Source organism: Paraburkholderia fungorum, assembly GCF_046027215.1.
Taxonomy (GTDB): domain Bacteria; phylum Pseudomonadota; class Gammaproteobacteria; order Burkholderiales; family Burkholderiaceae; genus Paraburkholderia; species Paraburkholderia fungorum_D.
This window is the reverse complement of sequence record NZ_JAQQEN010000002.1, coordinates 1,053,671-1,078,171: the sequence shown is the minus strand read 5'-3', so window position 1 is coordinate 1,078,171 and position 24,501 is coordinate 1,053,671. Positions and strand designations below refer to the sequence as shown.

Here is a 24,501-nt window from a genome sequence, read left to right as displayed (position 1 = left end):
TGCGACCTTCCGATGAATACATCGAATTCTGCAGCTTCCAGCAATACCCCAGATACGTCGCTTTATCGGGTTCCCGAAATGGGCAGAGTTTTGCCTGGCAGCGACGCACAAAGAAAACTTGAAGAGGTCTGGAGTGCGCCGCCGGGTTGGCGGGGATGGCTCTCGACAGTCGACCACAAAACAATCGGTCTACGCTATCTGATCACCGCATTCGTATTCCTTCTGATGGGTGGAATCGAGGCACTCGTCATGCGTGTGCAACTCGCCCAGCCCGATTCCACTGTTCTCTCTCCGGCACAATATAACCAGTTGTTCACGATGCACGGCGTGACCATGATCTTCCTGTACGCGCTGCCGATCCTGTCTGGCTTTTCAAACTACCTGTGGCCGCTGGTACTTGGGGCGCGCGATATGGCATTCCAGCGTTTGAATGCGCTTTCCTATTGGCTTTTTGTTTTCGCCGGCATTTTTCTGTACTCCAGCTTTCCGTTTGGGCAAGCACCCAACGCGGGCTGGTTCAACTATGTTCCGTTGTCGGGGCTCGAATACAACGTGGGTCCGAACATCGATATCTATGCACTCGGAATGGTCCTTCTTGGTGCTTCCACGACAGTCGGATCTGCGAACTTTGTCGTGACGCTCATTCGAATGCGCGCGCCAGGCATGTCGATCGACCGTGTGCCAGTCCTCGTGTGGGGCACGTTGACGGCATCGTGCGCCAATCTGCTGGCCGTGCCAGTCGTGAGCCTCGCGTTTTTCATGCTATGGCTCGATCGGCAGTTCGGTACGCATTTTTTCGACGTGCTGAACGGCGGGCGTCCTTTGCTATGGCAGCACATGTTCTGGATGTTTGCGCATCCGTGGGTTTATGCGGTCGTCCTGCCTGCCATGGGCATTGTTTCGGATGCATTGCCTGTGTTCTGTAGAAGACGGCTCGTAGGCTACACGCCGGTGGCGCTGTCGACGGTGGCGACCATGGTCGTCGGGTTCATCGTCTGGATTCACCATATGTTTGCGACCGGGCTACCAGCACTCGCACTCGCATTCTTCGGCTCCGCCAGTATGGTGATCTCGATTCCGAGCGCCGTTGCGACGTTTGCCTGGATCGCTACGATCTGGACGGGACGGCCAGTCTTCAGGGTGCCATTCTATTTTTTTACGGGCTTCGTCCTGCTGTTTGTAATTGGAGGCGTGTCCGGCGTCATGACGGCGGCTGTTCCGCTTGACTGGCAACTCAACGACACCTATTTCGTCGTCGCGCATTTGCATTACGTCCTGCTCGGTATCAACGTTTTTCCTGTCGTCGGTGGAATCTATTACTGGTTCCCGAAATTTACCGGCCGCATGATGAGCGAAAGGATCGGCAAGTTTGCGTTCTGGGTGATGTTCATCGGCTTCAATCTTGGATTTTTCCCGATGCACATCGCGGGTCTGCTAGGCATGCCGCGCCGTATCTACACCTACGGCGCGGGCATGGGGTGGACCACGGTGAACCTGATAACCTCTGTTGGGTCGTTTGTCTTCGCGTTTGGCGTACTTATCTTTCTGATCGACCTGCTCTACAGCTATCGGCGTGGCGCGCCGGCCGGCGACAACCCTTGGGACGCACCGACGCTCGAGTGGTCGATATCGTCGCCGCCGCCTCCCTATAACTTCGCCGTGATCCCGTTCGTCGCCAGCGGTCATCCGCTTTGGGAAGACCGGCTGGGTCGCGAGATGCCAACCGACACCAGGTCGAAGCTCGACGAGGGCTATCTCCTCGACCACGGTCGTGAGGCGCTGGCAACGAGTGCCCTTAACGCCACGCCCGACTCCATTCTTAAAATGCCGGGAGATTCATACGCTCCATTTCTGCTCGGATTTTTTTCGACTTTCCTTTTTGCGTCGATGATTGTCCACGCCTGGTGGCTTGCCGGTGCGATGCTGGTGGGATGCGTTGCGTCGCTTATCGGCTGGATGTGGCCTCAACGGAAGTTAGGGCAGCGCGAGCCGCATCGGACCATACCTGAGGGAGGCGCGATTGGCTGATCGGCTCGATGCTGCGGCGATGAACGAGGGACTGCCGGTGGGTAGTGTCGGTCGGCGTGCGGGCGGCTGGTGGGGCATGCTGACCCTGATCGCCACCGAAGGCACGCTCTTTGGCTATCTGATCTTTTCGTATCTCTACCTGTATTCACAAGGCACGCAACATTGGCCGCCGGATGGTCCGCCGAAGCTGGGAGCCCCTGGTTTCAACACAGTAGTGCTTCTGACGAGCAGTGTTTTTGTCTGGCTTGGCGAACGTTTCGTCAAGCGCGACCGGCGCGGATTCGCGGTTGCTTCGTTGGGCATCGCGATCGTGCTCGGGATAGTGTTCGTTGGTGTGCAGATGAAAGAATACCGCGATCGTCCGTACGGTCCGGCTACTCATCTATACGGTTCGCTCTATTTTTTTATCACAGGCTTGCACATGCTGCATGTGATCATCGGACTTGCCGTACTGATTCTGCTACTTGGTTGGACTGCGTCCGGCTATTTCGATCGTGATCGGCATGAGGCCCTGACGATTGGTGGACTATATTGGCATTTCGTCGACGCGGTGTGGCTGTTCATCTTCGCTACGCTCTTTATTTCGCCATACGTGCTGTAGAGGAAAACGTGCACATATTTTCGGTTCCTGGCCGACGCGATACGCACGAGCCGACCCGCCCGCCCGGCGACGACGGTCCGCCTGGGCCTTCAACCGCGTTCCCATCGATGGTTGGGCGTGTTCTGCTTGTCCTCGGGCTGGTGGCGGCACCGGGGGCCATGATCGTTCAGATCTGCGTATGCGAGGCTTTGGCTTCACAAGGGTGTTACCCAGGGCGGCAGCCTTTGCATGGTTCGCAGGTGCATGACCTGCACGCATGGATTGCCGTGATAAGTCTTGTAGCGTTCCTGATTGCCGCGCTAGGCTGGATGTCGGCGTGGAACGGCTGGCATGCGGCGAGCCGAGGGAAGGATACAGGCGAAACGGTAGACCACTCGATTGGGCGACCAGCCCGCTTTCTTTCTATGGCGGGCTTGATTGGGAGTTCGATTTTTTTACTTGGCGTGGTACTTACCGCGATGGCGGCGATTGTGGTGTCTTCGTGCAGGCCGTGGTAATGGCGACGCATAGGCAGGTGTTCCGGCGAGGGACGCTCGCACTTCTGCTTCTCGGGTTGCTGGTTGGAGATGTCTGTTCCGTTTTTGCACAGTCTGCTAATCCGGGAGATGCCGACGCGGCCACGATTGCGCGTGGCAGCTATCTGGCGAAAGCGGGCGACTGCGCCGGTTGTCACACTGCTCCGAAGGGGGCGCCGTTTGCTGGCGGACTGGGTCTTTCGTCGCCTTTCGGGACCATGTACAGCAGCAACATCACGCCGGATAGACAATACGGTATCGGAAGCTATAGCTACTATGACTTCGCGCAGACTTTGCGGACCGGGGTTGCGCCGGGGGGGAAACACCTTTACCCGGCGATGCCGTATCCGTCTTATTCGAAGATCAACGACGAAGACCTGCACGCCCTGTATGCCTACTTCATGCATGGAGTACAACCGGTCCATACGAAGCCACCACCAACGAACCTGCCATTTCCTTTCAATCAGCGATGGGCGCTGGTGTTCTGGAATCTCGCGTTCGCACCGACGGGCGTCTATACGCCGCACCCTGAACACGACGCAAATTGGAACCGCGGTGCCTATCTCGTGCAGTCGCTCGGCCACTGCGGGGCGTGCCATACGCCGCGCGGGCCCGCATATGAGGAAAAGGGCTTTTCCGAGCGATCGGATACCTATCTGACTGGTGGCGCCAATGATCACTGGTTCGCTCCCAACCTGACCGGCGACCCTGGGTCAGGGCTAGGACGTGTCGAGCCGGCAAGCATTGCATCATTTCTCAAAGGCGGTCACGGCGGGGGACTCGTCACCTTCGGCAGCATGGTGCAGGTGGTCGAAGACAGTACTCAATACCTTAGTGACAATGATCTGAACGCGATTGCCCATTACCTGAAATCGCTGCCTGCCCGTCAATCATCGAGCGCTTACAAACCCGATTCCCGACGAGCCGAAGAGACTGTCCAAGCCATCCGTACCGGAGATGTCGAGCGACCGGGTACAGGCATATATCTCTCATATTGCGCGAGATGCCATCAAGCTGACGGATCGGGTGTGTCTGGCAAGTTTCCCAAGCTAGCGGGCAACCCGACGGTGCTCGCGCCCGATGCCACCTCGCTCATCCGACTCGTAACGACAGGTGGAAAAACGCCTGCCACGCACGCTGGGCCGGTTCAGCGGGAAATGCCGTCGTTTGGCACCAAACTGACTGACCTGGAGATTGCCCAGGTCCTGACTTTCGTCAGGACCGGGTGGGGCAATGCCGCGGCGCCTGTGTCGGCGCGTGACGTCGAATCGCTTCGCGCCAGCATCCACAAGTAGAGCCGGTGACTCGTCGAATGACAAATAAGCAATGGGAAAGTCGTCCCACTTGAAGATGAAGCGCGGGCCCTCGTGCCGGCGAGATACTTGCGCTGGCATTCGTGCGGCGCTATCGCTTGAATGTTTTCTTAACGGGTTCTACAACTCACCGCGCGCAGCCAGCGCGACGATGCGATCCGCGGTGCGGCACGCAATTGCCTGAATGGTCAGCGAAGGATTGACGCCGCCGACTGTTGGAAAAACCGAACCGTCGCAAATCCATAGATTAGGTATGTCCCAGCTTCGGCAGTCCGCGTTGACCACGCTAGTCGCGGAATCGTTCCCCATGCGCGCGGTTCCGTTCAAGTGACACGTGTCGTCGGTTTCGCGCCAGATTTCCCGGCCGCCTGCAGCGCCTAGCGCCTGCTCCATGAAGTCCAGCGAATGCGCGATCAGTCGTTTGTCGTTGTCGCACAGTGCATATGTAACACGTGCCACGGGCAGGCCGTACTGATCTTCTTCATCCGCAAGCGTTACCTGATTGCGCTCCTGCGGCAGTGTTTCGCCCACGATTTTCAGGCCGGCCTGGTGGTTATACTTTTGCATCTCGCGGCTCAACGCATCGCCCCACAGGCCACGGCCATTCTGTGACGCAGCCCACGAAGCGGGCAGCGGCCCCTGACTCATGTAGGCGTAGCCACCAACGAAATCCTTGCCGGTATCGGTGTAGTTCCAATGCTCGGTGATCGCTAGCGAGGGTGGGCCCTTGTACCAGCGTATTTCCTCGTCGAAGGTGCCATAAACAGCCTGGTTCGATTGAGCCATCAGATTCTTGCCGACAAGGCCGGAGCTATTCGCTAGTCCGTACCGAAAGCGGTCGTTCGCCGACATGAGCAACAGGCGCGGCGTTTCGATTGCGTAGCCAGCCACGACAACATGCTTCGCACGCTGGAACTGCCAGCGGCCTTCGCGCACGTATTCGACGCCGGTAGCGAGTCCGGCTTCGTTGGTGACGATGCGCCCGACCATAGTGAGATCGCGCACTTCAGCCCCGGCGCTCAGCGCCCGGGGAATCCACGTGACAAGCGCGCTCTGTTTCGCATTGGTCGCGCATCCGGAGGTACAGAAGCCTCGATAAACACAGGGATGCGCCTTGCCGCGTGGCGCAGACAGCGTGGCGAGCGGTGTCGCAGCCCAGCCAATGCCGAGCGCCTCGGCGCCGCGTGCAAGCACCAGTGCCGACGCGTTCAACTCGTGCGCACGGTACGGAGACCGTGGCCGTTTCGGTCCCCATGGGTAGTTCACCGGCCCGGAGATCTTGAGCGCGTCCTCCACCTGCGCGTAGTAGCGCCACATCTCTCGCCAGTCGAGCGGCCAGTCTGCGCCATAGCCGAGCAGGCTGCGCGATTTGAACCACTCGGGCCGAAAGCGCAGCGACACCATTGCAAAGTGCACGGTGCTGCCGCCGACGGCCTTGCCGCTGTTGTTGGTGCCGAGTTTGAGCGGATTCTCGCCGTCGCAGATGCGCTCATCGGTCCAGAAAAGCTTTTCCTGATGGGCTTCGTCTGACGCGAATTCTTCAAGCGGACGCCACCATGCGCCGGCGTCGAATGCGACCACCTTGAAGCCCTGTTCCGCGAGCCGGCATGCGAGCGTGCCGCCGCCCGCACCAGTGCCGACGATCGCGAAGTCGACCTCCTCATCGTTTGAATATTCGCGCATCGGAACCCAGCCGCCCCGTTCGAACACATCGGGGGCACGTCCGTCCCTGCCGCGAGGATGCTGCTGGGCTTCATCGAGCACGGCGGTTCTCCTTGCGGACGTTGTCTTCGTCGCCGGGTTTTGCTTCCGCCGCTTCCCATGGGTCGCGCCGATCGAAATACATCCGTACATAGCCACGTGGATTGGCGGGCCCGCCAAAGCCCATTTCGCTCCATGCATGCGGGTGCGAGTAATACGCGCCACAGATGTCGTGCAACACGCGTTCGGTGAAGAATAGTCCTGAAGGCATGCCGCGCCACGCGTTGCTCGCGAGTTCGTGGCGCTGCATCGATTCGAGCAGTGCGATCTGGGCGGCTTTTTCGAGACTGGCGAATGGCAACTCGTAACGCGCTCGGCTCTCGTCATCAAGCGCGGCAATCCCTGTACGCCACGCGTCCTGGACGGGCGGAAGGCGGGCATCGCGGTAGCCGTCACCGGTATTCCTGACGAGCTTCGCGTCGAGAAGGGCTGCTAGCGGGACTACCGGTTCAGCATTCGCCTGCGGCACGATGCAGGCGCAGAGCGCGCCTACTGCCAGCCATTCGACGGCATTGAAGAAGTGTGGGTCGTTTGATGTTGCGAGCCGCTGCGCGATCACTGCTCGGGTCGGTTCGTCCCATGACGGCGTGCCGCGTTTGTCGAGCACGTCGTAACCCGGATAGTGGGTAGTGCGTAAGGTCATTTTCGCGTGTGTCATTTTTCGGTTTCTCTCAGGCGCAGGGCAGCGAGGCCCGCAATCGCGAGTGCTGAAAAGCTCGGGGGTGCCGGAAGCGGCGGACCGCTGAACAGATTCTGGCTCCAGTTGCGCCAGCCACCCTGGCGGCGTGCGATACCGCGCGCATGAAAGCCCGTGCCGATAAAGCCGAGCGCCGCGGTGACGCGCAACCAGCAACGCGCAAGCCAGCGTTCACGCGGGACAGTCAATGCGGCCTGCGCCAGCAGCGCGGCGGCAAGTGGCGGCACGCAGACCGGCGCATACATCGCACGATGCTGGAACGCCCCGCGAAAATGCAGCAACGCGACTTCACCGACAGTACCTATCAACCCTGCGCTGACAAGCAGGCCGAGCGCCTGGCCCGCTGGCATGCCCAGTAATTGCGGCTCATGGACAGGTTGGTCCCGCAACTGCTCCGCTACAGCGCCCAGCGCGCCAGAGAGCAGCAACGCCATCGGGGCACCGACTGGAGCCGCATGGAACAGGTTGTTCCAGCTCCAGCCACCGGGGCGTTTTGTGATGTTGTACAAATGGAAGCCCGTACCGGCGATTCCCGCAGCCGCCGCACCCAGATAGATCGCGTGACGCGCCTGGTGTGCTTGCTGCCGTCGATCCCTTCCGCCATGCAGACCGGCAACGAGCGATAGCGTGGCAGAGGCAAGTGGCGTGTACATTGCCGGATTGTCGAACGAGCCGCGATAATGCTCCATCGCGCTGTCGGCAAGCACCGAAAGCGCAAGGAGCGCGGAACTGTGGTTAAAGGAGCGGGCAGCTTCGACGTGCGCCTTGACGCCAGACCGCCCGTTATTCGTTAATGATAGCCGGCGTGTTGTCAGGACAAGGCCGGTGGAGTCGTTATTCGTGTCGGCAGCAGACCTGACCGCACGTTCCTGTCTGGCAGTACTGCTCGCCATTGCCGCGATGGCTGCGGCGCCGGCCACCGCACAAAGAAGCCCTGGAACACGTTGAGAACTCATGTGAGTGGATTCCTGATCTATTTGATCCGGTACGCCGCCGCATCGCCTGATTTGAATTCAAGACCACAGCCATGGCGCGTCAGATCCGGGGCAATGACGCCCCGGTTCGGCCGGGGGGCACCGTCGAACAGCATCGACTCGATGCGCACGTGATCGTGAAACCATTCCTGGTGGCGCAAGCGCGGCGCCGCGCACGCGACATGCAGGTGCAGCGCTGGCGCACAATGCGCCGACAGTGGCACATGAAATGCCTCGCAGAGTTCGGCTGCCTGCAGGAATCCGGTTATGCCACCGCAACGGCTCACATCTGCCTGAAGAACGTCCACGGCGCGCGCTGCCAGCAGAATGCGAAAGTCGTCGAGCGTATAGCCGTATTCGCCCGCGGCGATCTCCATACCGACGGGCGCTTGCTCACGCACGAACCTTAGACCGTTGGGGTCATCCGACGACACCGGCTCTTCGAACCATTCCACCTCGTGTTCAGCGAATCGCTGCGCATAGCGGAGCGATTCCTTCGGCGTAAAGGCACCGTTGGCGTCGACAAAGAGACCGGCGTCACCGATTGCATCTCGCGCAATTTTTACTCGCGCTACGTCTTTCTGAGGCTCACTGCCGATCTTGATCTTGACCCAACGGCAGCCGTCCCGCTCCACCCAGCCGGAAAGTTGCGCTTGCATCTGTTTATCGCTGTAGGTCGTGAAGCCACCACTGCCGTAAAGCGGCACGGATTCACGCGCGGCACCAAGCAGGGTCACCAGTGGCACGCCGAGCAGCTTCGCCTTGAGATCCCACAGTGCGCAGTCGACTGCCGAAATGGCCGTGGCGGCCGTCCCGGAGCGACCGAGATTACGCACCTGCCGCTGCATGCGCTGCCAGCTCGCGCGAATGTCCCATGCGTCATGGTTTAACAGGCAGGATGACAGCGTGTCGCGGATGAACTCGACGACGCTTGCGTCGGTGTATGTGTAGCCAAGGCCGGTCTGGCCGCCCGCGTCAATCTCGGCGATCACAAGCGTAGTAGCATTCCATGCGAAGGTGCCATCGGCCTCGGGTGCGTCGGTCGGGATGCGGTACGCATGCGCGCGCACTGCGCCAAGCGGTGCCTGAGACGCAGTTCGCGTGGATTCGTTGTCGCTCATGGCCGCGCGTTACTTGTCGTGATGGCCGGGCAGTACCGCCCCGAGCACCTGTTTGGCCGTTTCGATGATCACGTTGCCCTGGTCCGGGTCGCCCTTCGCCAGTGTCAAGGCGAACGCTTTGGCCTGCGCGAGCGTGATGTGCGGTGGCAACGGCGCGATATTCGGATCGGACTTCACATCGATGACGACCGGGCGATCCGCAGCCAGTGCTTCATCCCACGCCGCGCCCATCTGCTCGTCGTTGTCGACGTAGATCCCTTTCAGACCGATCAGCTCCGCGAACTTATGGTACGGCACAGACGGAATGTCCTGTGACGCTTCGAACTTCGGATCGCCTTCCAGCGCGCGTTGTTCCCACGTCACCTGGTTCAAGTCCTGATTGTTGAGCACCATGCAGATCCATCTTGGATCGGCCCAGTCTTTCCAGTACTTCGAGACGGTGATCAGTTCAGCCATGTTATTCATCTGCATGGCGCCGTCGCCGACCAGTGCGATCACGGGACGCTCCGGATACGCGAACTTGGCGGCAATGGCATAGGGCACGGCTGCACCCATCGACGCGAGCCCGCCCGACAACGAGCACATCATGCCGCGCTGGACTTTCAGATCGCGTGCATACCAGTTTGCGCAGGAACCGGAATCGCTGGTTACGATCGAGTTGGCCGGAATGCGCTTCGACAGTTCCCACACCGTGCGCTGGGGATTAACGGCATCTTTGCCGGCCTCGTGCGCACGTTTGTCGAGCGTTTTCCACCAGTCTTCGGTCCATCCTTCGATTTTTTTGCGCCATGCGCGATCCTGCTTTGCTTCGAGCAACGGCAACAGGGCGCGCAGTGTTTCAGCACTGTCACCCACCAGATTGACTTCCATCGGATAGCGCAGGCTCAGCATGTCGGCTTTTATATCGATCTGCACGCCGCGGGCCGCGCCTTCCTTCGGCAGAAACTCCGAGTAAGGGAAGCCAGAGCCGATCATGAGTAGCGTGTCGCATTCGGTCATCAAGTCATAGCTCGGCTTGGTGCCGAGCAGACCGATCGCGCCCGTGACCCAAGGAATATCGTCAGGTAACACAGCCTTGCCGAGCAGCGCCTTGGCGACACCTGCACCGAGCTTTTCGGCGACGGCGATGACTTCGTCCGTGGCGTGTAGTGCGCCCGCGCCGACGAGGATGGCGACTTTCTTGCCTGCATTAAGCACGTCAGCGGCTTGCTGAAGATCGTCAGGGTAGGGCATGAGGCGTGGCGCGCGGTAACCGACGCCAGAATGCAACGTGCCGTGTTTGCGGCCGGGTGCTTCGTAGGGAAGGTCCTGCAGGTCATTGGGCAGGATGATCGTGGTGACTTTGCGCTCGGAAAGCGCGATGCGCACGGCGCGGTCGATCAGGTGCCGCACTTGAGCCGGGACCGATGCCTGTTCGACGAACGCGCCGGCGACATCCTTGAAAAGCGATACGAGATCGAGTTCCTGCTGATAGTGGCCGCCGAGCGCAGCCCGAGCCTGCTGTCCGGTGATGGCGAGGACCGGCATGTGGTCCATTCTCGCGTCATAGAGGCCGGTTACCAGATGAGAGGCGCCGGGGCCCGAGGTCGCGATGCAAACGCCGAGCTCGCCGGTAAATTTCGCGTGGGCCGACGCCATGAAGGCGGCCATTTCCTCGTGGCGGACCTGCACGAATTCGATGGGCTGGGTCGGGTTGTCGGATTTTGAGCTTTCGGCTTCGGACTGGGCACGGTTAAGTGCGCCGAAGACGCCGTTAATCCCGTCCCCTGGATATCCATAAATACGACGCACACCCCACGCGTGAAGTCGCCCAATGATGAAGTCACCCACGGTTTGAGCCATTGAAATCTCCTGATCGTCACGGCGCAATAAACGAGTCGCAAAGTGATCGGCGCAAGTACTGTTCCGCGTTATTGCAAATCGCAATGTTCAGCACCCCGAACGCGTTGCGGGCAGGGACCTGGGAGGATAACTTTGACGGCGATCGCATGCTCTCTGCACGCCTATGCGCATCCACCGCATCAGGCTGCGATCCGCGCAGACACTCGAACTCTTCGCGATCGATGCAGTAATCAGGCAGCGACATCGAGAACGCGCGCTCCGTCGACGGATCCGCGACCACGGAATTTGCGATGACGACTGCCCTGAGCATTGCAGGTGTGAGATTGACGAGAGAAACGGGCACTCCGCGCCACGCCACCGTGATCATGACTCCTGGCTGCAGCCGACTGATATCAACCGTGACGGGCGCACCGGCAGCTCTGCATTTCTCCGAAGGTTCCATCGAGGCCACAAAAGGCAGCAGGGTTGCCACGCCCGCGATACCGCCTGCGGTGGAACTGGCAATCAGCCATTGGCGACGGCTGTAATTTTCATACGGCAATGAACAGCTTCCATCTCTTACTCTCGAATCCAGATCCCGGGCTATGACGGTTTGATCTGAAATTGGTGCGCGGGTTTGTCGGGGCAGGCGTTTTCACCTACTTCATGCGCGGCTCACGATACTTTCAGCGCACGGGATTCAAGTCCGCGCAAACTCTCCTGTGAGCTCGCTTTAAAGAGACGCGTGTCGGTACTGACACGCATTGCGGCTACACGTGCACATGTGCGAGATTGGCTTCAGGATCCGGCTAGACGAACCTGGCCGCGGAACTGCCGCTGCGAGTCTGACGAGAACACCACAGTGCCGAAAGTTCAACATGCATGCCTTTCGAGGCGAGAGGGCTTATGTCACAGCAACAGGCTGCCGAAATAGCTGCGCGACTTGACCGGCTGCCGCCGTCGCGTACCGTGTGGACCATGGTGATTCTGATCTCGCTCGGAGGCGTTTTTGAGTTTTACGATCTCTTCTTCACCGGTTATGTCGCGCCGGGTATGACCCAGTCCGGGCTTTTCAAGCCGGAATCGCTAGGGTTTCTCGCTTCCCTTCAGCCTCTAGCCGTTTCCGGTTTCGGCACCTTCGTGTTCGCTACGTTCGCTGGTCTTTGGGTGGGTACGTTAGCGTTTGGCTATGTTGCCGACAAATTCGGCCGGCGGCTGATCTTTACATGGTCGCTGATCTGGTACATGGTGTGCACGATCATCATGGCTTTCCAGGCTTCGGGTTTAGGCTTGGATATCTGGCGCTTCATTGCCGGCATTGGCATCGGCGTCGAACTGGTAACGATCGACACGTACATTTCCGAACTGATTTCAAGCGATCAAAGAGGCCGTGCCTACGCCATCAATCAGTTCATCACGTTCTCCGTGGTACCAGTGGTGGCATTTCTCGCGTACGCGCTGAAAGGCACACAGCCACTTGGTCTCGACTACTGGCGAGTCGTGATACTGATTGGTTCCGTGGGGGCAATCGTCGTCTGGATTTTGCGACGCCATATTCCTGAAAGCCCGCGGTGGCTGGCCCGTCAAGGACGAATCGACGAAGCCGGGCGTATCGTCGCGGACATAGAGCGCCGGGTGGTGGCGGAGAAGGGCGTCGCGCTACCCGCGCCGCAGACGGTCGCGGCGGAAAGTCAGCGGGCTGGCACACTTGGAGAAATATTTGCGCCGCAGTATCGGCGTCGCACGATTATTCTGTCGATCTTCAACATGGCCCAGGTGATTGGGTTTTACGGGTTCGCCGCGTGGGTCCCGACGCTCCTGATTCACCGCGGTATCCATGTCACGGCAAGCCTGGGTTACGCGTTCATCATCGCCGTTGCGAATCCTTTCGGCCCGCTGCTCGGTACACTATTCGCAGATCGCTTGGAACGCAAGGTTCAGATCATTGGTGGCCTGATTACGATGGCTGTCGTGATCGCAATCTTTTCGCAAGTTTCGGAACCATGGCTGCTGATCGCGCTCGGTGTTCTGTTCACACTGTCCTCGAACGTCATGTCGTACGCCTATCACGGCTACCAGGCGGAACTTTATCCAACCCGCGTCCGCGCGCGGGCAATCGGATTCGTGTATTCATGGAGCCGGATTTCAGCCGCTTTCGCCGGCCTTGCAATCGGTATTTTGCTGCACGGCTACGGTGTACCGGGTGTGGCGGTATTCATCGGCATTTCAATGCTTGTCGCCATCTGCATGATCCTGCTCGGGCCGCGAACGCGAGGGCTGGCTCTGGAAGCAATCAGCCACTGATTTTTCAGGGTCTTGCCACCTGATCGACAGCGCTTCTTGTGTTGTCGGTCCTGGCGGCCTGATTGTCCCTGCAGAGCCGTATCGGCGGGCGCAAACGATCTGGTGAACGTTGCGCACCTGGGAGGGCTCTGCACCCCGGCGTATGCTCTGCTTGTGCCGAGGCCTACACATTTTATTTTTTAGTTCACGGAACGGCGAGCCGCAGGGGCCGTGTTGGTCGCTCCTCGATTGAACCTTCAGCCAGGTTTTCCCTTGTTTTCATCAGGGCGCATCCTTAGTCTTGCCCCGCACCAATGATTCTCTTGCCCCGCACCAATGATTCCGGATGGCGGTCCAGATAGTCTGAGAGCGCACTGAGCGATTCAAGCGTGCGAGTCAACTCCCGCAGGGCCTGATGCACGTCCGATTGCAAAGGCGAGCCTGTCCGTAGCGTGGCTTCGGGTGAGCTGAAACTTCGTCTCGCGCCAACTAACGCATCGCGGGCTTGCGGTACGACGTCCGTATCGAGGCGCCGAAACAGGCGATCGGCATAGTGCGAAACCTGGCGCGCAACGAACACTTCGGTAACCGACAGGAACAGAAACTGCTGGCTAGTCGCTCGAATGGGGTTTTCTTCTACGCCGCCGTTCATACGAACCTGCCCGGTTGCTTCCGTCTGCACAATTAAAGGGATTACGCTATGGCCAAAGTTGTGGTGGTGACTGGAGCGGGCGCCGGCGTAGGACGCGCGACTGTCGAGGAGTTCGCCAGCCACGGATATGACGTCGCGTTGCTGTCGCGTGATGAGGCGCGCATCTTCCGAGCGGTCGCGGATCTTGAAGCGACGTACCGCGTGCGCACCCTCGGCATCCCCACGGACGTGGCCGATGCCGAAGCCGTCGAGACAGCGGCGTCGCGCATCGAGCGGGAACTCGGGCCAATTGAAGTCTGGGTCAACGTTGCGATGGCTACGGTGTTTGCACCGGTTTCGAAACTCACTGCGCAGGAGTTCGAGCGAGGCACCAAGGTGACTTACCTCGGACAGGTACACGGAACGATGGCAGCGCTCTCGCGCATGCGGACCCGCAACCACGGGACGATCGTCAACGTTGGTTCGGCATTGGGATACCGCTCGGTGCCGCTTCAGTCGATCTATTGCGGTGCCAAATTCGCGGTCCGAGGTTTCACGGATGCGTTGCGCTCCGAAATTATTCACGACGGGTTGGACGTTCATCTGACGATGGTGGACCTGCCCGCGGTTAACACTCCGCAATTCGACTGGGCACTGAACAACATGGGGAAAAAAGCTCAGCCGGTCGCTCCGATTTATGAGCCTGAGGTGGCCGCACGAGCGATCTTCTTTGCCGCCACACACCGGCGCCGTGAGGTATGGGTGGGCTTTCCCACAGTCAAGGCGATTCTCGCGAATCGGATCGCGCCGGGTTTAATTGACAAGTACCTCGCCACGGCCGGGTATGAAGGTCAACTTACTGATGAACCGCTTGAGCCCAATTCGCCCGGTAACCTGTTCGAACCGATTCCGGGCGACTATGGCGCGCACGGTCGATTTGACAGTCGATCGAGGACGGGCAGCTGGGAGATGTTTACAAACAGGCATCGCAATGCGTTCTGGGCGCTGACCGGCGTCGCTGTATTGGGTGGGATTGGCCTGCTGCTCGGCAGGAAGCACTTGAAATAGCGCGTTGACTGCATCAGCCGGGGCCGTATCGACGGAACGCCCGGAGCGACATCCAGCAACCATTTGGGCGACCGGCGCAGGCAAGGGACAGGGCGTGAGCAAGCTGATCGAAGACTATGGGCTGCTCGGCGACGGCGAAACTGCCGCGCTGCTGGGCAAGGACGGTTCCATCGACTGGCTATGCTGGCCGCGATTCGACGATGATGCGTGCTTTGCCGCGTTACTTGGAACTGACGACCACGGCCATTGGTCACTTGCTCCCGTGGACGACGCTACCACACAAAGTCGTCGCTATCAGGACGATACGCTCGTCATGGAAACCGATTTCCAGACTGCGGGTGGTGACGTGAGGGTTGTCGACTTCATGCCTTTGCGCAGAACCTTTTCGTCGCTTGTCCGCATCGTGGTGGGGCTGCAAGGAACTGTGAAAATGCGCAGCGTCGTGCGGTTGCGTTTCGACTACGGGGCGTTGCCCCCGTGGAGCGCGGCCGAAGGCGACGGCATGATCGCGAAGGTAGGCCCGAATCTTGTCGTTTTGCGTGCGCCGTTGAAGCTGTGCGTGAACGCAGACTCGACCGAAGTTGAATTCGACGTATCAGCCGGACAGCGAATCGCTTTCGTCATGAGTTACGGGGCGTCGCATGAGGAGGCGCCGGAGCCGATAGATGCGGAGGCGGCGCTTGTTTCGACCCAACATTTCTGGCGCGACTGGATTGGCCGCTTCGATAATGCCTCGACGGAATGGCCGGTTCAGGTCCGTCGTTCACTGATAACACTCAAGGCGTTGATACACCAGCGAAGTGGCGGCCTCGTTGCCGCACCGACCACCTCGCTTCCCGAGGCCCCCGGCGGCGAGATGAACTGGGACTATCGCTATTGCTGGCTGCGCGACGCGAGTTTTACGCTTTCGGCCTTACTGAACGCCGGCTACCGGGAAGAGGCCGGGGCATGGCGAAACTGGTTACTTCGCGCGATCGCCGGCTCTCCGGATAACATGCGGATCATGTATCGCGTGGACGGCGCGCGCCATTTGCCAGAGTGGGCCGTGGACGCGCTGCCGGGATACCGGTTCGCGCAACCAGTGCGAATCGGCAATGCCGCGTCAACGCAACACCAGCTCGATGTATACGGCGAGGTGCTGGACTGTCTAGATCTCGCAGCCCGGGGCGGAGTCCCGGCATCGGACCAGGAATTCGTCATTGAGCGAAAGCTCGTCGAGCATCTCGAAACGATCTGGCAAACCAGAGGTTCCGGCGTATGGGAGTCGCGAGCCGAACCTCGCCACTACACCTATTCGAAAGTCATGGTATGGGTTGCATTCGACCGCTTTGTCAATCGGCATGCAACGAACGATATGGTTAGTCGCGATCTGTTAGGCCGGATCAAGGCTCTGCGCCAGACCGTACACGACGAGATATATCGGGAGGGCTGGAACGAAGGTCTTGCCACGTTCACGCAACACTATGGCGCACAGACACTGGATGCAAGTCTTCTGCTCCTGCCGCTTGTCGGCTTTCTTCCGGTTGACGATCCGCGGATGGCCTCGACAATTGCGACAATCGAGCGCGAACTCTCGGAAGGCGGACTGATTCGCCGCAAGGTGCAGAGTGCAGATGGGCGAAATGAGGGGGTGTTCCTTGCGTGTTCATGCTGGATGGCCGAATGCATGAAATTGCAGGGCCGTGATCAGGAGGCTCGGGAGCTGTTCGAGCGCCTGCTTGCGGTCGCTAACGATCTGGGGTTGCTCGCCGAGGAGTACAACGTGCCGGGGCGCCACCTGGCCGGTAATTTCCCGCAGGCATTGACTCATCTTGCCGTTGTCAACGCTGCACTTGCTCTCAGTGGGCCTTCGTTACAACGCTGCGGGCAAGGGATCCAGGGGAAAAATTCAGTTTGAGATCCCATTTGCACTTGGTTGAACCTATGGCGGGTTAGCCACCGTCATCGAATGTCCCGACATGTCAACGCCCAGAGGTTTGGATACGTATGCGACCAGTCACCGGAAATGGCCGTCTGGGCACGTCTCAGGGAGAGTTCACCTGCGCAGACACAATGCCGCAGGAAGACCGTGAACCGGCGTTTTCGGCGCTCACCGTGGTCACCCTCCCATGGAAGTACGTCAAGGTTCTCCTGTGCATCAGGCAAACCACCCAGCAGCACCGGCATGCGGAAATCAAGCGCATAGTCGGAAGCCGACGACGGGTCGACGCCGCGCTGCTCAAGAAGTGCGTCTTTCAGTCGGATCTGGTCGTCAATCGATGGCATCACCTGCGCGATGTGCCCTCGGTGACAGATTGTCGAATTGATTGTCTCCTGGGACACGCGCGCGTCGAGCCAGGCCGGCTGCCCGGCGTATGAGGAGGCTGCGAACGGCAGTTGCGCAAGCACGAGCAGCGCTGCTGTTCTGGCCGCACGAATGGGATGCCGATGTTGATCTGTCAATCCTTGAGCCCTGAGCACACTCTCCTTCGCGAACTGCGGAGCGACCCGCAAAGGACGTGATGCCATCCGAAAAACACAGTGTAGCTGCTAAGGCTCGCGTTCAAAAGCACGCCGCGTGACGGCCTTCCGGCGCGAGCGCCGCAGGTGGACACCGCCGGGCCGATTGGCTAGCCTGCACGTGGCATATTTTCATTTGGCCATTGTTCCGGAAGCCGCGCTGCCGCTTGCATTTGCAACGACATTCCCCGGTTGCGGCAATGCTTTCAGGTCGACCCAATCATAACGGACGCTTTTAGAGCCTGCTGAAGCGTTTCCCGGCGGGAGCGCTCGTGGATATGAAAAATGGTTGGCAACGGTCGGAGCCGAGATAGCCACGCGTGCTGATATATGTCACGGCGTGACATATACTGAAACAGTGCCGTTGCTGGCAAAACCAGTGCGATTCCAAGTCGATGTACCGCTATGTCCCGTCATGGAGTCAGCGAGCGCTACGGTCGGAAAAAGGAGGAGAGTGATGGTCATCAACAACGACTTCGAATTCGGCTATCTGGTGATCGCGTTCGCATTTCTTGGGGTCATTCTGCTCGGTGGCCTCCTTGCCGCGCTACACCTTGATAGATGGCATCCGAAGCTGATCGGCGCAGTGGTGGGGGTCCTCCTGGGGGTGGCGCTGATCGAGGCGGTACCGATGTTCACCTAGCCATTTCGAAATGCTGGCACGGCAACCCGGTCTGCCAGATACTTTCCTGAGAAGCCGATGTCGGCGCCATTCGAACGCATTCTTCTGTGCTACGACGCAACGCCTGAAGGACAGCACGCATTGCGTTGCGGCGCCGCATTGTCGAAGCAGCTGGGCGCCGAGACGCATCTTCTGTCCGTTCTTGGTCTGGCATGGTGGCCAGCCGGTTACGACGCCTTCTCGTCGATGAAATTCGACGTCGACGAGGAGGCTGCGAAAGGAATACTGGAGGAAGGAATCGCGAAGCTCGAGTCATGGGGCACTTCTGCGACCGGCCATTTCTCAGTAGGAAGCGCCACGGAACAGATCGCAAACCTCGCAAACTCCCTGAAAGCCGATCTGATTGTTATTGGTCATCGACAAGGCGGTTTTGTGACTCGCTGGCTGGCAGGCGGAAGTCACCTGGAGTTGCTGGACCGTGTGTCCTGTGGCGTACATCTTTGATGTGGCCCCCTAGAAGCCGGTTAGCTCCGGAGCGGCGACCCGTTTATCGCAATTCAGGTCGCGGGTCAGATAAACGTGACATGTTGGGAATTTGCAGGGTCCCCTCGATCGTGGTTCGTTAAACTTCGCCCGTTCGTATCCGGACCAATCTGCCATCTGGTGAAAATGAAAGGACCAACCGGCAGTACGCCCAGAGCACCGAGTCCGTACGCGTCGATCACGACCGCCGCGATACCCGTCGAGTACCTTAGAGTTCCGCCAATTCTTTGGTCACTCGGCTCCGCGCGCAAGAGCCAGTGCACCGCAACCGTCGCCTCGTTCGAAGTATGTGCCGTGAAGCTGGTTTGAGGGGTCGCACGCGCGATGGAAGCGCCTGCGCAAATGAGCACGCCGAAGAAGGCCATGACAGTCGCAGAGCGTGCAAGGGTTACCGCAGGCATTTCAAAATCCGTGATAAGTCGGGCGCCAATAGAGTGAAAGTCGCGTTCAAACCCCACAAAACTGATTACCATCACCGCAAAGAAAAAACTAAGGCTTGCGAGTTTTTCCGTCCGGTTGACGGACATCGCGTTATCTAGAGCCCCCAGATAATGTCCGCGTCCTTTTTGCGCGCTTCACGCATCATATCCAGCAGCGGCCACGCCCGTTGTGCGAGCCCGCGATGATCTTCGTCTACAGTGCGACCGTGTGCGTCGGGTACGTGGTAAAGCGATTCGAGCGCAACGTCCGCTTGTGCTTCTTCGGAGATCGCTGTTTCGAGACGGACAATCGCGCCTGGCAGCTCATTGTGCTGAATGACGCCCCTTGCTCCAAGATGCTTGCCAATGAGGCTGAGCAGGTATTGAGCGAGATTCTTGAGCATGACCACGTCGGGTGCGGCTGGTGACCGGAAGGTGATCAGCATGATGAAGTCTCCTTAAGGCAGGGACCGGATAGCGATACGACGCCCGTCCGCGCCACCTGTATCTGTCGCCCGCTACTGCTACCGCCGGCTGAGCCACTGAGCCCGTGCGGGAAAGCCCGCTGGCCACTATGATCGCGAGGCCCTCTGCATGGCTGACGACAGTCCGCGAAGAAGAGGGCCGCTCCCCCGTGGGTGCCCAGCATACGGCCAGTCTTAGTTGTGCGCTGACTCGCATCATCTCGCGTCAGATCAAGCCAGAGAAAGCCTCAGTTCCACTTTATGTCACATCGTGACTAATGTAAATGATATTTGAGGCAGTTTGATGTAGTGGCATTGGCGTGATCGCCTACTGAAGCCAGATTTTAACTGGCTGAACTCTTGCGAGGATCGAATTGACACGGGGCCGAGCCGGGCCGAGGACAGCTCGGACGGTGCCTCTCGTGAGGAAGCACGCCCAACACACGATTTATGCGGATGCGCGTCAGATCGGTTCAGGCATCGCGGTGGTCTGGAAACCTCTCCGGACCGGGTATCATTTGCCGGCTGCGGCCGGTGCCCAATCAAATCCTTGTCCACTAAGATGCCGGGCGGGATGCGCGCCGTGGAAGTCCAGCTTTCGCAGCGAAGCGGGGACAAGATTGCGTTTCGGCAAGGGCGGCGCGCTGTACGTGACACGCGATATCGCGGTCGTCGAGGCAGAGGCACTAGCTGGCCCGGCGGGACCCTCGGTCGCGGGGTCGGTCATCCCAACCAGCATGACGTGTCCTGGCTCTGCCGCGGTGGCAGGGATGACGGCTGGCGCTGAGAGCGCGGCAGCCAAGGCGATGATCAGGGATTTCATCGTTTGATTCCAGGTTCAACGCTAGCGTCGCGCCATCTGGAATGCGGTCGTTCGTTTTATGAATCTTGTTTTTGCTTGCCGCCGGGGCGCAACACCTCTTCCGTTCCGTACCGTTCACGGATAAGGTGGTCGCAATGTAGAAGGGGTAAGCAGGTATATTAGGTCACGGAGTGACACATTTCCAGTTTTCGATGGTGACACAGGAGAATGAGGCGATGGTTTCCAGAAGGCGCGCGGAGACTGAACAATTAACGAAGCCGGAACTGGAAGAGTTGTCTGAGTTCCGCTATCAGTTGCGTCGGTTTTTGCATTTTTCGGAAGAAATAGTCCATGCTGAGGGCATTACGCCGCTGCAATACGTGTTGCTTCTTCATATCGGCGGATTTCCGGGGCGGGACTGGGCGACCGTGGGCGAACTGGCCGAGCGGCTGCAAGCCTCGCCGCATGGCACGGTCGCTCTCGTTTCCCGCTGCGAAGCGGCAGGTCTTGTTGCCCGTAGACCCAGCGAAGAAGATCGGCGGCAAGTTGAAGTGCACCTGTTGAAAAAGGGAGAGCGATGCCTGGCCCGGCTTGCGCTGCTGCATAAAACTGAAGTCCAGTCGTTTGGGTGGGCATTCAAGACTGAAGCTGACGAGCTTTGACGCAGCGTCCTTACGACACGCCAACAGGCCAGTGAATTGCTGACGAGCCGATTGATAGGCCAGCCGGTCATAACCGGGCTGCGTTCTGTCTCTGGTAGCAATCAGTTCCGTGCTCTACGCTGTGTAGTACAAGTGCGTTCCACGAAGGCCCTCAAATGCCGATCGCTGGAGGCACACCTGACGGCTGGTGCAATCGCGTAGCGGGGTGTAATGGCAGTGCTGCTTTGGCAATGCGAGACGCGAGTGCAGCCGATCTGCTTCGTCCGCGACTTACCGCTCGCGTCGATGTGAAGTGTGAGGGGATGCTGATCGTCCTGAATGTGCGTTCGAGCCAGATGAACCCGCGGCTGCGGCGACGCGAATGAACGGAGCGAGTTCACCGCTGTCGGTAGCTCTCACTTCCGTAGTCGGTGCGTCTCGCCTGAACGGTCAATGAGGTAGCGGCTTTTCGTGAAACACAGACGATCTGGCGCTTCGATAGGGGCAAGTCATGAACGACGGATCGGCTCGGCCCGAAAGCACGGTTACCATCAATCCGCGCCACGTCAAGGTGTCGCCGGTGCAACCTCAGCCGGCGGTGCAGCATGAAGACGATTCCATCGTTCCGCTTGGCCTGCGCTGGCTGTGTGTGCTTGCCGTCATTGTGGGAATCGTGACGGGACTAGGAGCCGTCGTATTCCGCAGCCTGATTGGGCTTGTCCACAATGCGTTCTTCCTCGGGCACTTCTCGTTTGCTTATGATGCAAGTCATTTCACGCCCGCATCGCCGTGGGGCGTGTTTGTCATTCTGGTACCTGTGGTGGGCGGCCTCGCTGTCACGTGGATTGTGAGTACGTTCGCACCCGAAGCGAAAGGGCATGGCGTACCGGAGGTAATGGACTCGATTTACTACAAGCGCGGCGTCATCAGGCCGGTTGTCGCGGTTGTGAAATCAATTGCGTCTGCTCTCGCGATCGGGTCGGGCGCTGCGGTCGGTCGTGAAGGCCCAATCATCCAGATTGGTTCGGCGCTTGGTTCGACGCTCGGACAACTGGTCAGAATGACTGCGGGTCAGCGCATCACGCTTGTCGCGGCGGGAGCAGGTGCGGGGATCGCCGCGACTTTCAATACTCCCATTGGTGGTGTGCTTTTCGCCACCGAACTGATGATGCCGGAGATCAGCGTCAACACTTTTTTGCCAGTGGCGCTGGCCACCGGCACGGCAACGTTTCTCGGCCGTCTGTTCTTCGGCGCGGCGCCGGCGTTTTTTGTGCCGGCGCAACTTGGCGCAATTCCGAACGAGCCAGGCAGTGTTCTCACGCTCATTCTCTATGCACTGTTAGGCGCGCTGACCGGCGCGGCCGCCGCACTACTGATTCGCTCGCTCCATTGGGCGGAAGACGCGTTCGACCGGATTCCGGGGCGTTATAGCCGCCACGCGCTCGGCATGCTGATCGTCGGAGTGACGATGTATCTGCTTTGGCGATACGCGGGGCATTACTACGTCGAAGGTGTGGGCTATGCCGCCATCCAGGCGACCCTTTATGGCCAACTTCAGAGTGGGGAATTCCTGCTGCTGCTTGCCCTGTGCAAGACGCTCGCGACGTCGGTCAGCCTCGGATCTGGCTCGTCGGGCGGGGTGTTCTCGCCGTCGCTTTTCATTGGCGCTGCGCTGGGTGCTGCTTTTGCTTCCTTCATTTCAATGGCCGTACCGGGCGCGCCGGTCAGCGCGCCTGCCTTTGCGATGGTCGGCATGGGCGCTATGGTGGGTGGCGGCACGGGCGCGGCCATGACCGCCGTAGCCATGATCTTCGAAATGACGCGCGACTACGACATTGTGTTGCCGATGATCATCGCGGTTGCAGTCAGTCTGGGGGTGCGCCGGCTTCTTTCTCCCGAAAGTATTTATACGCTCAAGCTTGTGCGGCGTGGTCATCCGATTCCCAATGCCCTGCACGCCAATATGTTTCTGGTTCAAAACGCGGCCCAGATCATGGAGACCGATGTGCTGGTGATGGACACGCGGGTACCTTTTCGTGAATTGATGACCCGCCTTGACGGACCGGCATTTCGGCATGTCGTCGTCACCAGGGAGCATGAAATCTACGGCGTTTTGCGTATCAACACCGGGCTGCGCCGCGCGGTAAGTCAGGGCGACTCCGATATAGAGCTCGGGACGCTGGCGCAGCGCAACTTCATCGTGGTGCGGGAGAAGGACGTCGCTTTCAGCGTCATATCGAGACTCTGGAAGCAGCACGCGGTAATGGCGATCGTGGTCGGGCAGGATGATGGACCCGGTCCGGTTCGTGTGCTGGGTGTGATAGCGAAAGAGCACATTGCGGACTCCGTCGCCGGGAGCATCAGGATATTTCCCGGGTGAGTCTGGACGCGATGATGCATGGCGATCATTTGCGGTGGTCCGAATGCGCTGTAGTTGAAGGAGGAACCGATGAAACTGATACACGATGTGGATGTGGCGTGCAGGCGCCTTGGCAAGGTGTTGCACCTCGACACGGTCAGGCGCGCATTCGAGGTGCAATCGGGAGCAGAGGCCGACGCGCAGCCGGAGTGGGTGATCGTCTACCGAACGGCGCGGGGTTTCTGCTGCATGTATCGCGATGTCGCGGTGGAGTTTGAGGAGATGCTTGACGTTCAGATATGGTCGGAAGAAATGGAGGTGCAACCTTATTTCATCGGACTATAGCGGGAGGCAACGGACGCGCAGTTGCCGACGGCAGGCAACGCGACAAATGCCAGCTTTTAAAGCGGAATCGTGTGCTACTTAAGCTGTGCTTAAGTGAATGACGTTACGTTAAATAAACCAATCGTGAGCTTTGCACGACGCCGCATTCGTGAATCACGTCAGGGCAGCCCCGCACGGAAGCCGCGGGGCAACCTTTTTATGGCCCGGCAGAAATGCCGGGCTTTTTTTGCGGTCTCGAGTATTGAAGATTCCCGCTCACAACCATCGCTATTGCCGTCCCGCCAACTTCCGCCGGGTATTTCCTGGGAAACTGCCGGGACAGCGTCAGTTCTGGAACGCAACACGGTGCGCAGCAGGTTGGCCGGCTGCACGAAAGAATTCCTGGGGCGCGCTTGCGACGTGAAGCGTTTGGGTCGGAAACGCAAATTCAACGCCGGCCTCAGCAAATTCGGTCATCAGCGCCAGGTTGATTTTTTGCTGGATATCCATGTATAGGATAAACCCTGGGTCGGTTACGTAATGTACGACTTCGAAGCCGAGCGAGAGATCAGTATTGTCGCGCGACGCGTGCTCTTCAGTACCTTCACGATCATGTCATCGAGTTTCATCGAAATCCTTCCAGCCAGCGCTTCCACACGGGCCATCACGAAGCGCAACAGGATTGTCAGCACGGAGTAGCATGCGATCATCGTGACTACGGCATAAAGCCAGGCCGTCGCAGGCACGCGGAGAAACACGTTTAAATCCAGCCATTTTTTCATCCAAATTCTCCTCACATCGTCGAGCCGGATCGGTGTCGAAAATTGTTACAACTGCCTCTCTGGCGGATTAACGTCCCGAAGAATTCCCGTCGATTGCGCCGCATCAATTGGCCAATGGTGTTGGGCTCTGCAGCGTGGGAAGCCAGGAACTTGCCTGTCTGATCCGCCACGCGAGTTGTAGGTCGCCAGAACATCGACCCATCATCGGATTGAAGCCTGATCAGATCGACGTG

21 protein-coding genes and 2 pseudogenes are annotated in these 24,501 nt (G+C 59.2%); 11 read left to right on the top strand and 12 right to left on the bottom strand.

Going from position 1 to position 24,501, the window contains the following annotated elements; all coding sequences use genetic code 11:
- Window positions 1–12: 12 nt before the first annotated feature.
- From ctaD to PQR27_RS25455, 3 genes are all read left to right on the top strand, one after another.
- Window positions 13–2,028 carry a cytochrome c oxidase subunit I gene (gene ctaD, locus PQR27_RS25465; RefSeq protein WP_408526393.1) on the top strand — a complete coding sequence of 672 codons (2,016 nt, stop codon included), beginning with the start codon at window positions 13–15 and terminating at the stop codon, window positions 2,026–2,028.
- The gene (locus tag PQR27_RS25460) at window positions 2,021–2,629 is read left to right on the top strand and encodes a cytochrome c oxidase subunit 3 (protein ID WP_408526392.1); all 609 of its coding nucleotides are present in this window, start codon (window positions 2,021–2,023) and stop codon (window positions 2,627–2,629) included. The genes ctaD and PQR27_RS25460 overlap by 8 nt, the downstream gene beginning before the upstream one ends.
- 496 nt (window positions 2,630–3,125) lie before the next feature.
- Window positions 3,126–4,439, top strand: a complete 1,314-nt coding sequence (locus tag PQR27_RS25455; protein WP_408528296.1) for a c-type cytochrome — start codon at window positions 3,126–3,128, stop codon at window positions 4,437–4,439.
- Window positions 4,440–4,577: 138 nt separating this feature from the next.
- Here the strand turns inward: PQR27_RS25455 and PQR27_RS25450 are convergent, their stop codons facing one another.
- The 6 genes and pseudogenes from PQR27_RS25450 to PQR27_RS25425 all read right to left on the bottom strand — a co-directional run.
- Entirely contained in the window at window positions 4,578–6,221 is a 1,644-nt protein-coding gene (locus PQR27_RS25450) for a GMC family oxidoreductase (RefSeq protein WP_408526391.1), read from the bottom strand.
- Window positions 6,211–6,876 carry a gluconate 2-dehydrogenase subunit 3 family protein gene (locus tag PQR27_RS25445; RefSeq protein WP_408526390.1) on the bottom strand — a complete coding sequence of 222 codons (666 nt, stop codon included), beginning with the start codon at window positions 6,874–6,876 and terminating at the stop codon, window positions 6,211–6,213. Before PQR27_RS25445 ends, PQR27_RS25450 begins: the two co-directional genes overlap by 11 nt.
- On the bottom strand, window positions 6,873–7,871 hold the full coding sequence (locus PQR27_RS25440) for a hypothetical protein (protein WP_408526389.1): 999 nt from the start codon (window positions 7,869–7,871) through the stop codon (window positions 6,873–6,875). The genes PQR27_RS25445 and PQR27_RS25440 overlap by 4 nt, the downstream gene beginning before the upstream one ends.
- 17 nt (window positions 7,872–7,888) lie before the next feature.
- Window positions 7,889–9,010: an enolase C-terminal domain-like protein gene (locus PQR27_RS25435; RefSeq protein WP_408526388.1), complete on the bottom strand. Its 1,122-nt coding sequence runs from the start codon at window positions 9,008–9,010 to the stop codon at window positions 7,889–7,891.
- A 9-nt stretch (window positions 9,011–9,019) separates the two neighbouring features.
- Complete coding sequence (locus PQR27_RS25430; RefSeq protein WP_408526387.1) at window positions 9,020–10,852, bottom strand: thiamine pyrophosphate-requiring protein; 1,833 nt, start codon at window positions 10,850–10,852, stop codon at window positions 9,020–9,022.
- 223 nt (window positions 10,853–11,075) lie between these two features.
- Window positions 11,076–11,393 (bottom strand): annotated as a pseudogene (locus tag PQR27_RS25425) (ubiquinol-cytochrome c reductase iron-sulfur subunit N-terminal domain-containing protein); the annotation flags it as partial.
- 416 nt (window positions 11,394–11,809) lie between these two features.
- Between PQR27_RS25425 and PQR27_RS25420 the strand changes: the two are divergent.
- Window positions 11,810–13,135, top strand: a complete 1,326-nt coding sequence (locus tag PQR27_RS25420) for an MFS transporter (protein WP_408526385.1) — start codon at window positions 11,810–11,812, stop codon at window positions 13,133–13,135.
- 274 nt (window positions 13,136–13,409) lie between these two features.
- Here the strand turns inward: PQR27_RS25420 and PQR27_RS25415 are convergent.
- A pseudogene (locus tag PQR27_RS25415) lies at window positions 13,410–13,664 on the bottom strand (mammalian cell entry protein); the annotation flags it as partial.
- Window positions 13,665–13,814: 150 nt separating this feature from the next.
- Here PQR27_RS25415 and PQR27_RS25410 point away from each other — a divergent pair.
- Complete coding sequence (locus PQR27_RS25410; protein WP_408526384.1) at window positions 13,815–14,813, top strand: SDR family oxidoreductase; 999 nt, start codon at window positions 13,815–13,817, stop codon at window positions 14,811–14,813.
- Window positions 14,814–14,907: 94 nt separating this feature from the next.
- On the top strand, window positions 14,908–16,710 hold the full coding sequence (locus tag PQR27_RS25405; protein WP_408526383.1) for a glycoside hydrolase family 15 protein: 1,803 nt from the start codon (window positions 14,908–14,910) through the stop codon (window positions 16,708–16,710).
- Window positions 16,711–16,754: 44 nt separating this feature from the next.
- Here the strand turns inward: PQR27_RS25405 and PQR27_RS25400 are convergent, their stop codons facing one another.
- Window positions 16,755–17,201, bottom strand: a complete 447-nt coding sequence (locus tag PQR27_RS25400) for a hypothetical protein (RefSeq protein ID WP_408526382.1) — start codon at window positions 17,199–17,201, stop codon at window positions 16,755–16,757.
- Between the two features lie 568 nt (window positions 17,202–17,769).
- Between PQR27_RS25400 and PQR27_RS25395 the strand changes: the two genes are divergently transcribed.
- Together PQR27_RS25395 and PQR27_RS25390 are read left to right on the top strand one after the other, a co-directional pair.
- On the top strand, window positions 17,770–17,955 hold the full coding sequence (locus tag PQR27_RS25395; RefSeq protein WP_408526381.1) for a hypothetical protein: 186 nt from the start codon (window positions 17,770–17,772) through the stop codon (window positions 17,953–17,955).
- A gap of 57 nt (window positions 17,956–18,012) precedes the next feature.
- Window positions 18,013–18,438 carry a universal stress protein gene (locus PQR27_RS25390; protein WP_408526380.1) on the top strand — a complete coding sequence of 142 codons (426 nt, stop codon included), beginning with the start codon at window positions 18,013–18,015 and terminating at the stop codon, window positions 18,436–18,438.
- Window positions 18,439–18,503: 65 nt separating this feature from the next.
- Here the strand turns inward: PQR27_RS25390 and PQR27_RS25385 are convergent, their stop codons facing one another.
- Complete coding sequence (locus PQR27_RS25385) at window positions 18,504–19,004, bottom strand: hypothetical protein (RefSeq protein WP_408526379.1); 501 nt, start codon at window positions 19,002–19,004, stop codon at window positions 18,504–18,506.
- A gap of 8 nt (window positions 19,005–19,012) precedes the next feature.
- A complete protein-coding gene (locus PQR27_RS25380; protein ID WP_179741081.1) occupies window positions 19,013–19,342 on the bottom strand; it encodes a DUF1840 domain-containing protein in 330 nt (109 codons plus the stop codon).
- 1,056 nt (window positions 19,343–20,398) lie between these two features.
- Here PQR27_RS25380 and PQR27_RS25375 point away from each other — a divergent pair.
- From PQR27_RS25375 to PQR27_RS25365, 3 genes are all read left to right on the top strand, one after another.
- On the top strand, window positions 20,399–20,824 hold the full coding sequence (locus PQR27_RS25375; RefSeq protein WP_408528295.1) for a MarR family winged helix-turn-helix transcriptional regulator: 426 nt from the start codon (window positions 20,399–20,401) through the stop codon (window positions 20,822–20,824).
- Window positions 20,825–21,314: 490 nt separating this feature from the next.
- Window positions 21,315–23,183 carry a chloride channel protein gene (locus tag PQR27_RS25370; protein ID WP_408526378.1) on the top strand — a complete coding sequence of 623 codons (1,869 nt, stop codon included), beginning with the start codon at window positions 21,315–21,317 and terminating at the stop codon, window positions 23,181–23,183.
- Window positions 23,184–23,252: 69 nt separating this feature from the next.
- The gene (locus PQR27_RS25365) at window positions 23,253–23,507 is read left to right on the top strand and encodes a hypothetical protein (protein WP_408526377.1); all 255 of its coding nucleotides are present in this window, start codon (window positions 23,253–23,255) and stop codon (window positions 23,505–23,507) included.
- 324 nt (window positions 23,508–23,831) lie between these two features.
- Here the strand turns inward: PQR27_RS25365 and PQR27_RS25360 are convergent, their stop codons facing one another.
- A complete protein-coding gene (locus PQR27_RS25360; RefSeq protein WP_408526376.1) occupies window positions 23,832–23,996 on the bottom strand; it encodes a hypothetical protein in 165 nt (54 codons plus the stop codon).
- A gap of 23 nt (window positions 23,997–24,019) precedes the next feature.
- The gene (locus PQR27_RS25355; protein WP_408526375.1) at window positions 24,020–24,268 is read right to left on the bottom strand and encodes a hypothetical protein; all 249 of its coding nucleotides are present in this window, start codon (window positions 24,266–24,268) and stop codon (window positions 24,020–24,022) included.
- Between the last annotated feature and the right edge of the window lie 233 nt (window positions 24,269–24,501).

What these genes read in the sequence shown, in the direction of transcription:
- PQR27_RS25410 (WP_408526384.1), top strand. Translation starts at nt 13,815, where the DNA reads ATGGCCAAAGTTGTGGTGGTGACTGGAGCGGGCGCCGGCGTAGGACGC.
- PQR27_RS25365 (WP_408526377.1), top strand. Translation starts at nt 23,253, where the DNA reads ATGAAACTGATACACGATGTGGATGTGGCGTGCAGGCGCCTTGGCAAG.
- PQR27_RS25385 (WP_408526379.1), bottom strand. Translation starts at nt 19,004, where the DNA reads ATGTCCGTCAACCGGACGGAAAAACTCGCAAGCCTTAGTTTTTTCTTT.
- PQR27_RS25445 (WP_408526390.1), bottom strand. Translation starts at nt 6,876, where the DNA reads ATGACACACGCGAAAATGACCTTACGCACTACCCACTATCCGGGTTAC.
- PQR27_RS25390 (WP_408526380.1), top strand. Translation starts at nt 18,013, where the DNA reads ATGTCGGCGCCATTCGAACGCATTCTTCTGTGCTACGACGCAACGCCT.
- PQR27_RS25360 (WP_408526376.1), bottom strand. Translation starts at nt 23,996, where the DNA reads ATGGATATCCAGCAAAAAATCAACCTGGCGCTGATGACCGAATTTGCT.
- PQR27_RS25455 (WP_408528296.1), top strand. Translation starts at nt 3,126, where the DNA reads ATGGCGACGCATAGGCAGGTGTTCCGGCGAGGGACGCTCGCACTTCTG.
- PQR27_RS25420 (WP_408526385.1), top strand. Translation starts at nt 11,810, where the DNA reads ATGGTGATTCTGATCTCGCTCGGAGGCGTTTTTGAGTTTTACGATCTC.
- PQR27_RS25355 (WP_408526375.1), bottom strand. Translation starts at nt 24,268, where the DNA reads ATGAAAAAATGGCTGGATTTAAACGTGTTTCTCCGCGTGCCTGCGACG.
- PQR27_RS25395 (WP_408526381.1), top strand. Translation starts at nt 17,770, where the DNA reads ATGGTCATCAACAACGACTTCGAATTCGGCTATCTGGTGATCGCGTTC.
- PQR27_RS25375 (WP_408528295.1), top strand. Translation starts at nt 20,399, where the DNA reads ATGGTTTCCAGAAGGCGCGCGGAGACTGAACAATTAACGAAGCCGGAA.
- PQR27_RS25430 (WP_408526387.1), bottom strand. Translation starts at nt 10,852, where the DNA reads ATGGCTCAAACCGTGGGTGACTTCATCATTGGGCGACTTCACGCGTGG.
- PQR27_RS25440 (WP_408526389.1), bottom strand. Translation starts at nt 7,871, where the DNA reads ATGAGTTCTCAACGTGTTCCAGGGCTTCTTTGTGCGGTGGCCGGCGCC.
- PQR27_RS25380 (WP_179741081.1), bottom strand. Translation starts at nt 19,342, where the DNA reads ATGCTGATCACCTTCCGGTCACCAGCCGCACCCGACGTGGTCATGCTC.
- PQR27_RS25370 (WP_408526378.1), top strand. Translation starts at nt 21,315, where the DNA reads ATGAACGACGGATCGGCTCGGCCCGAAAGCACGGTTACCATCAATCCG.
- PQR27_RS25435 (WP_408526388.1), bottom strand. Translation starts at nt 9,010, where the DNA reads ATGAGCGACAACGAATCCACGCGAACTGCGTCTCAGGCACCGCTTGGC.
- ctaD (WP_408526393.1), top strand. Translation starts at nt 13, where the DNA reads ATGAATACATCGAATTCTGCAGCTTCCAGCAATACCCCAGATACGTCG.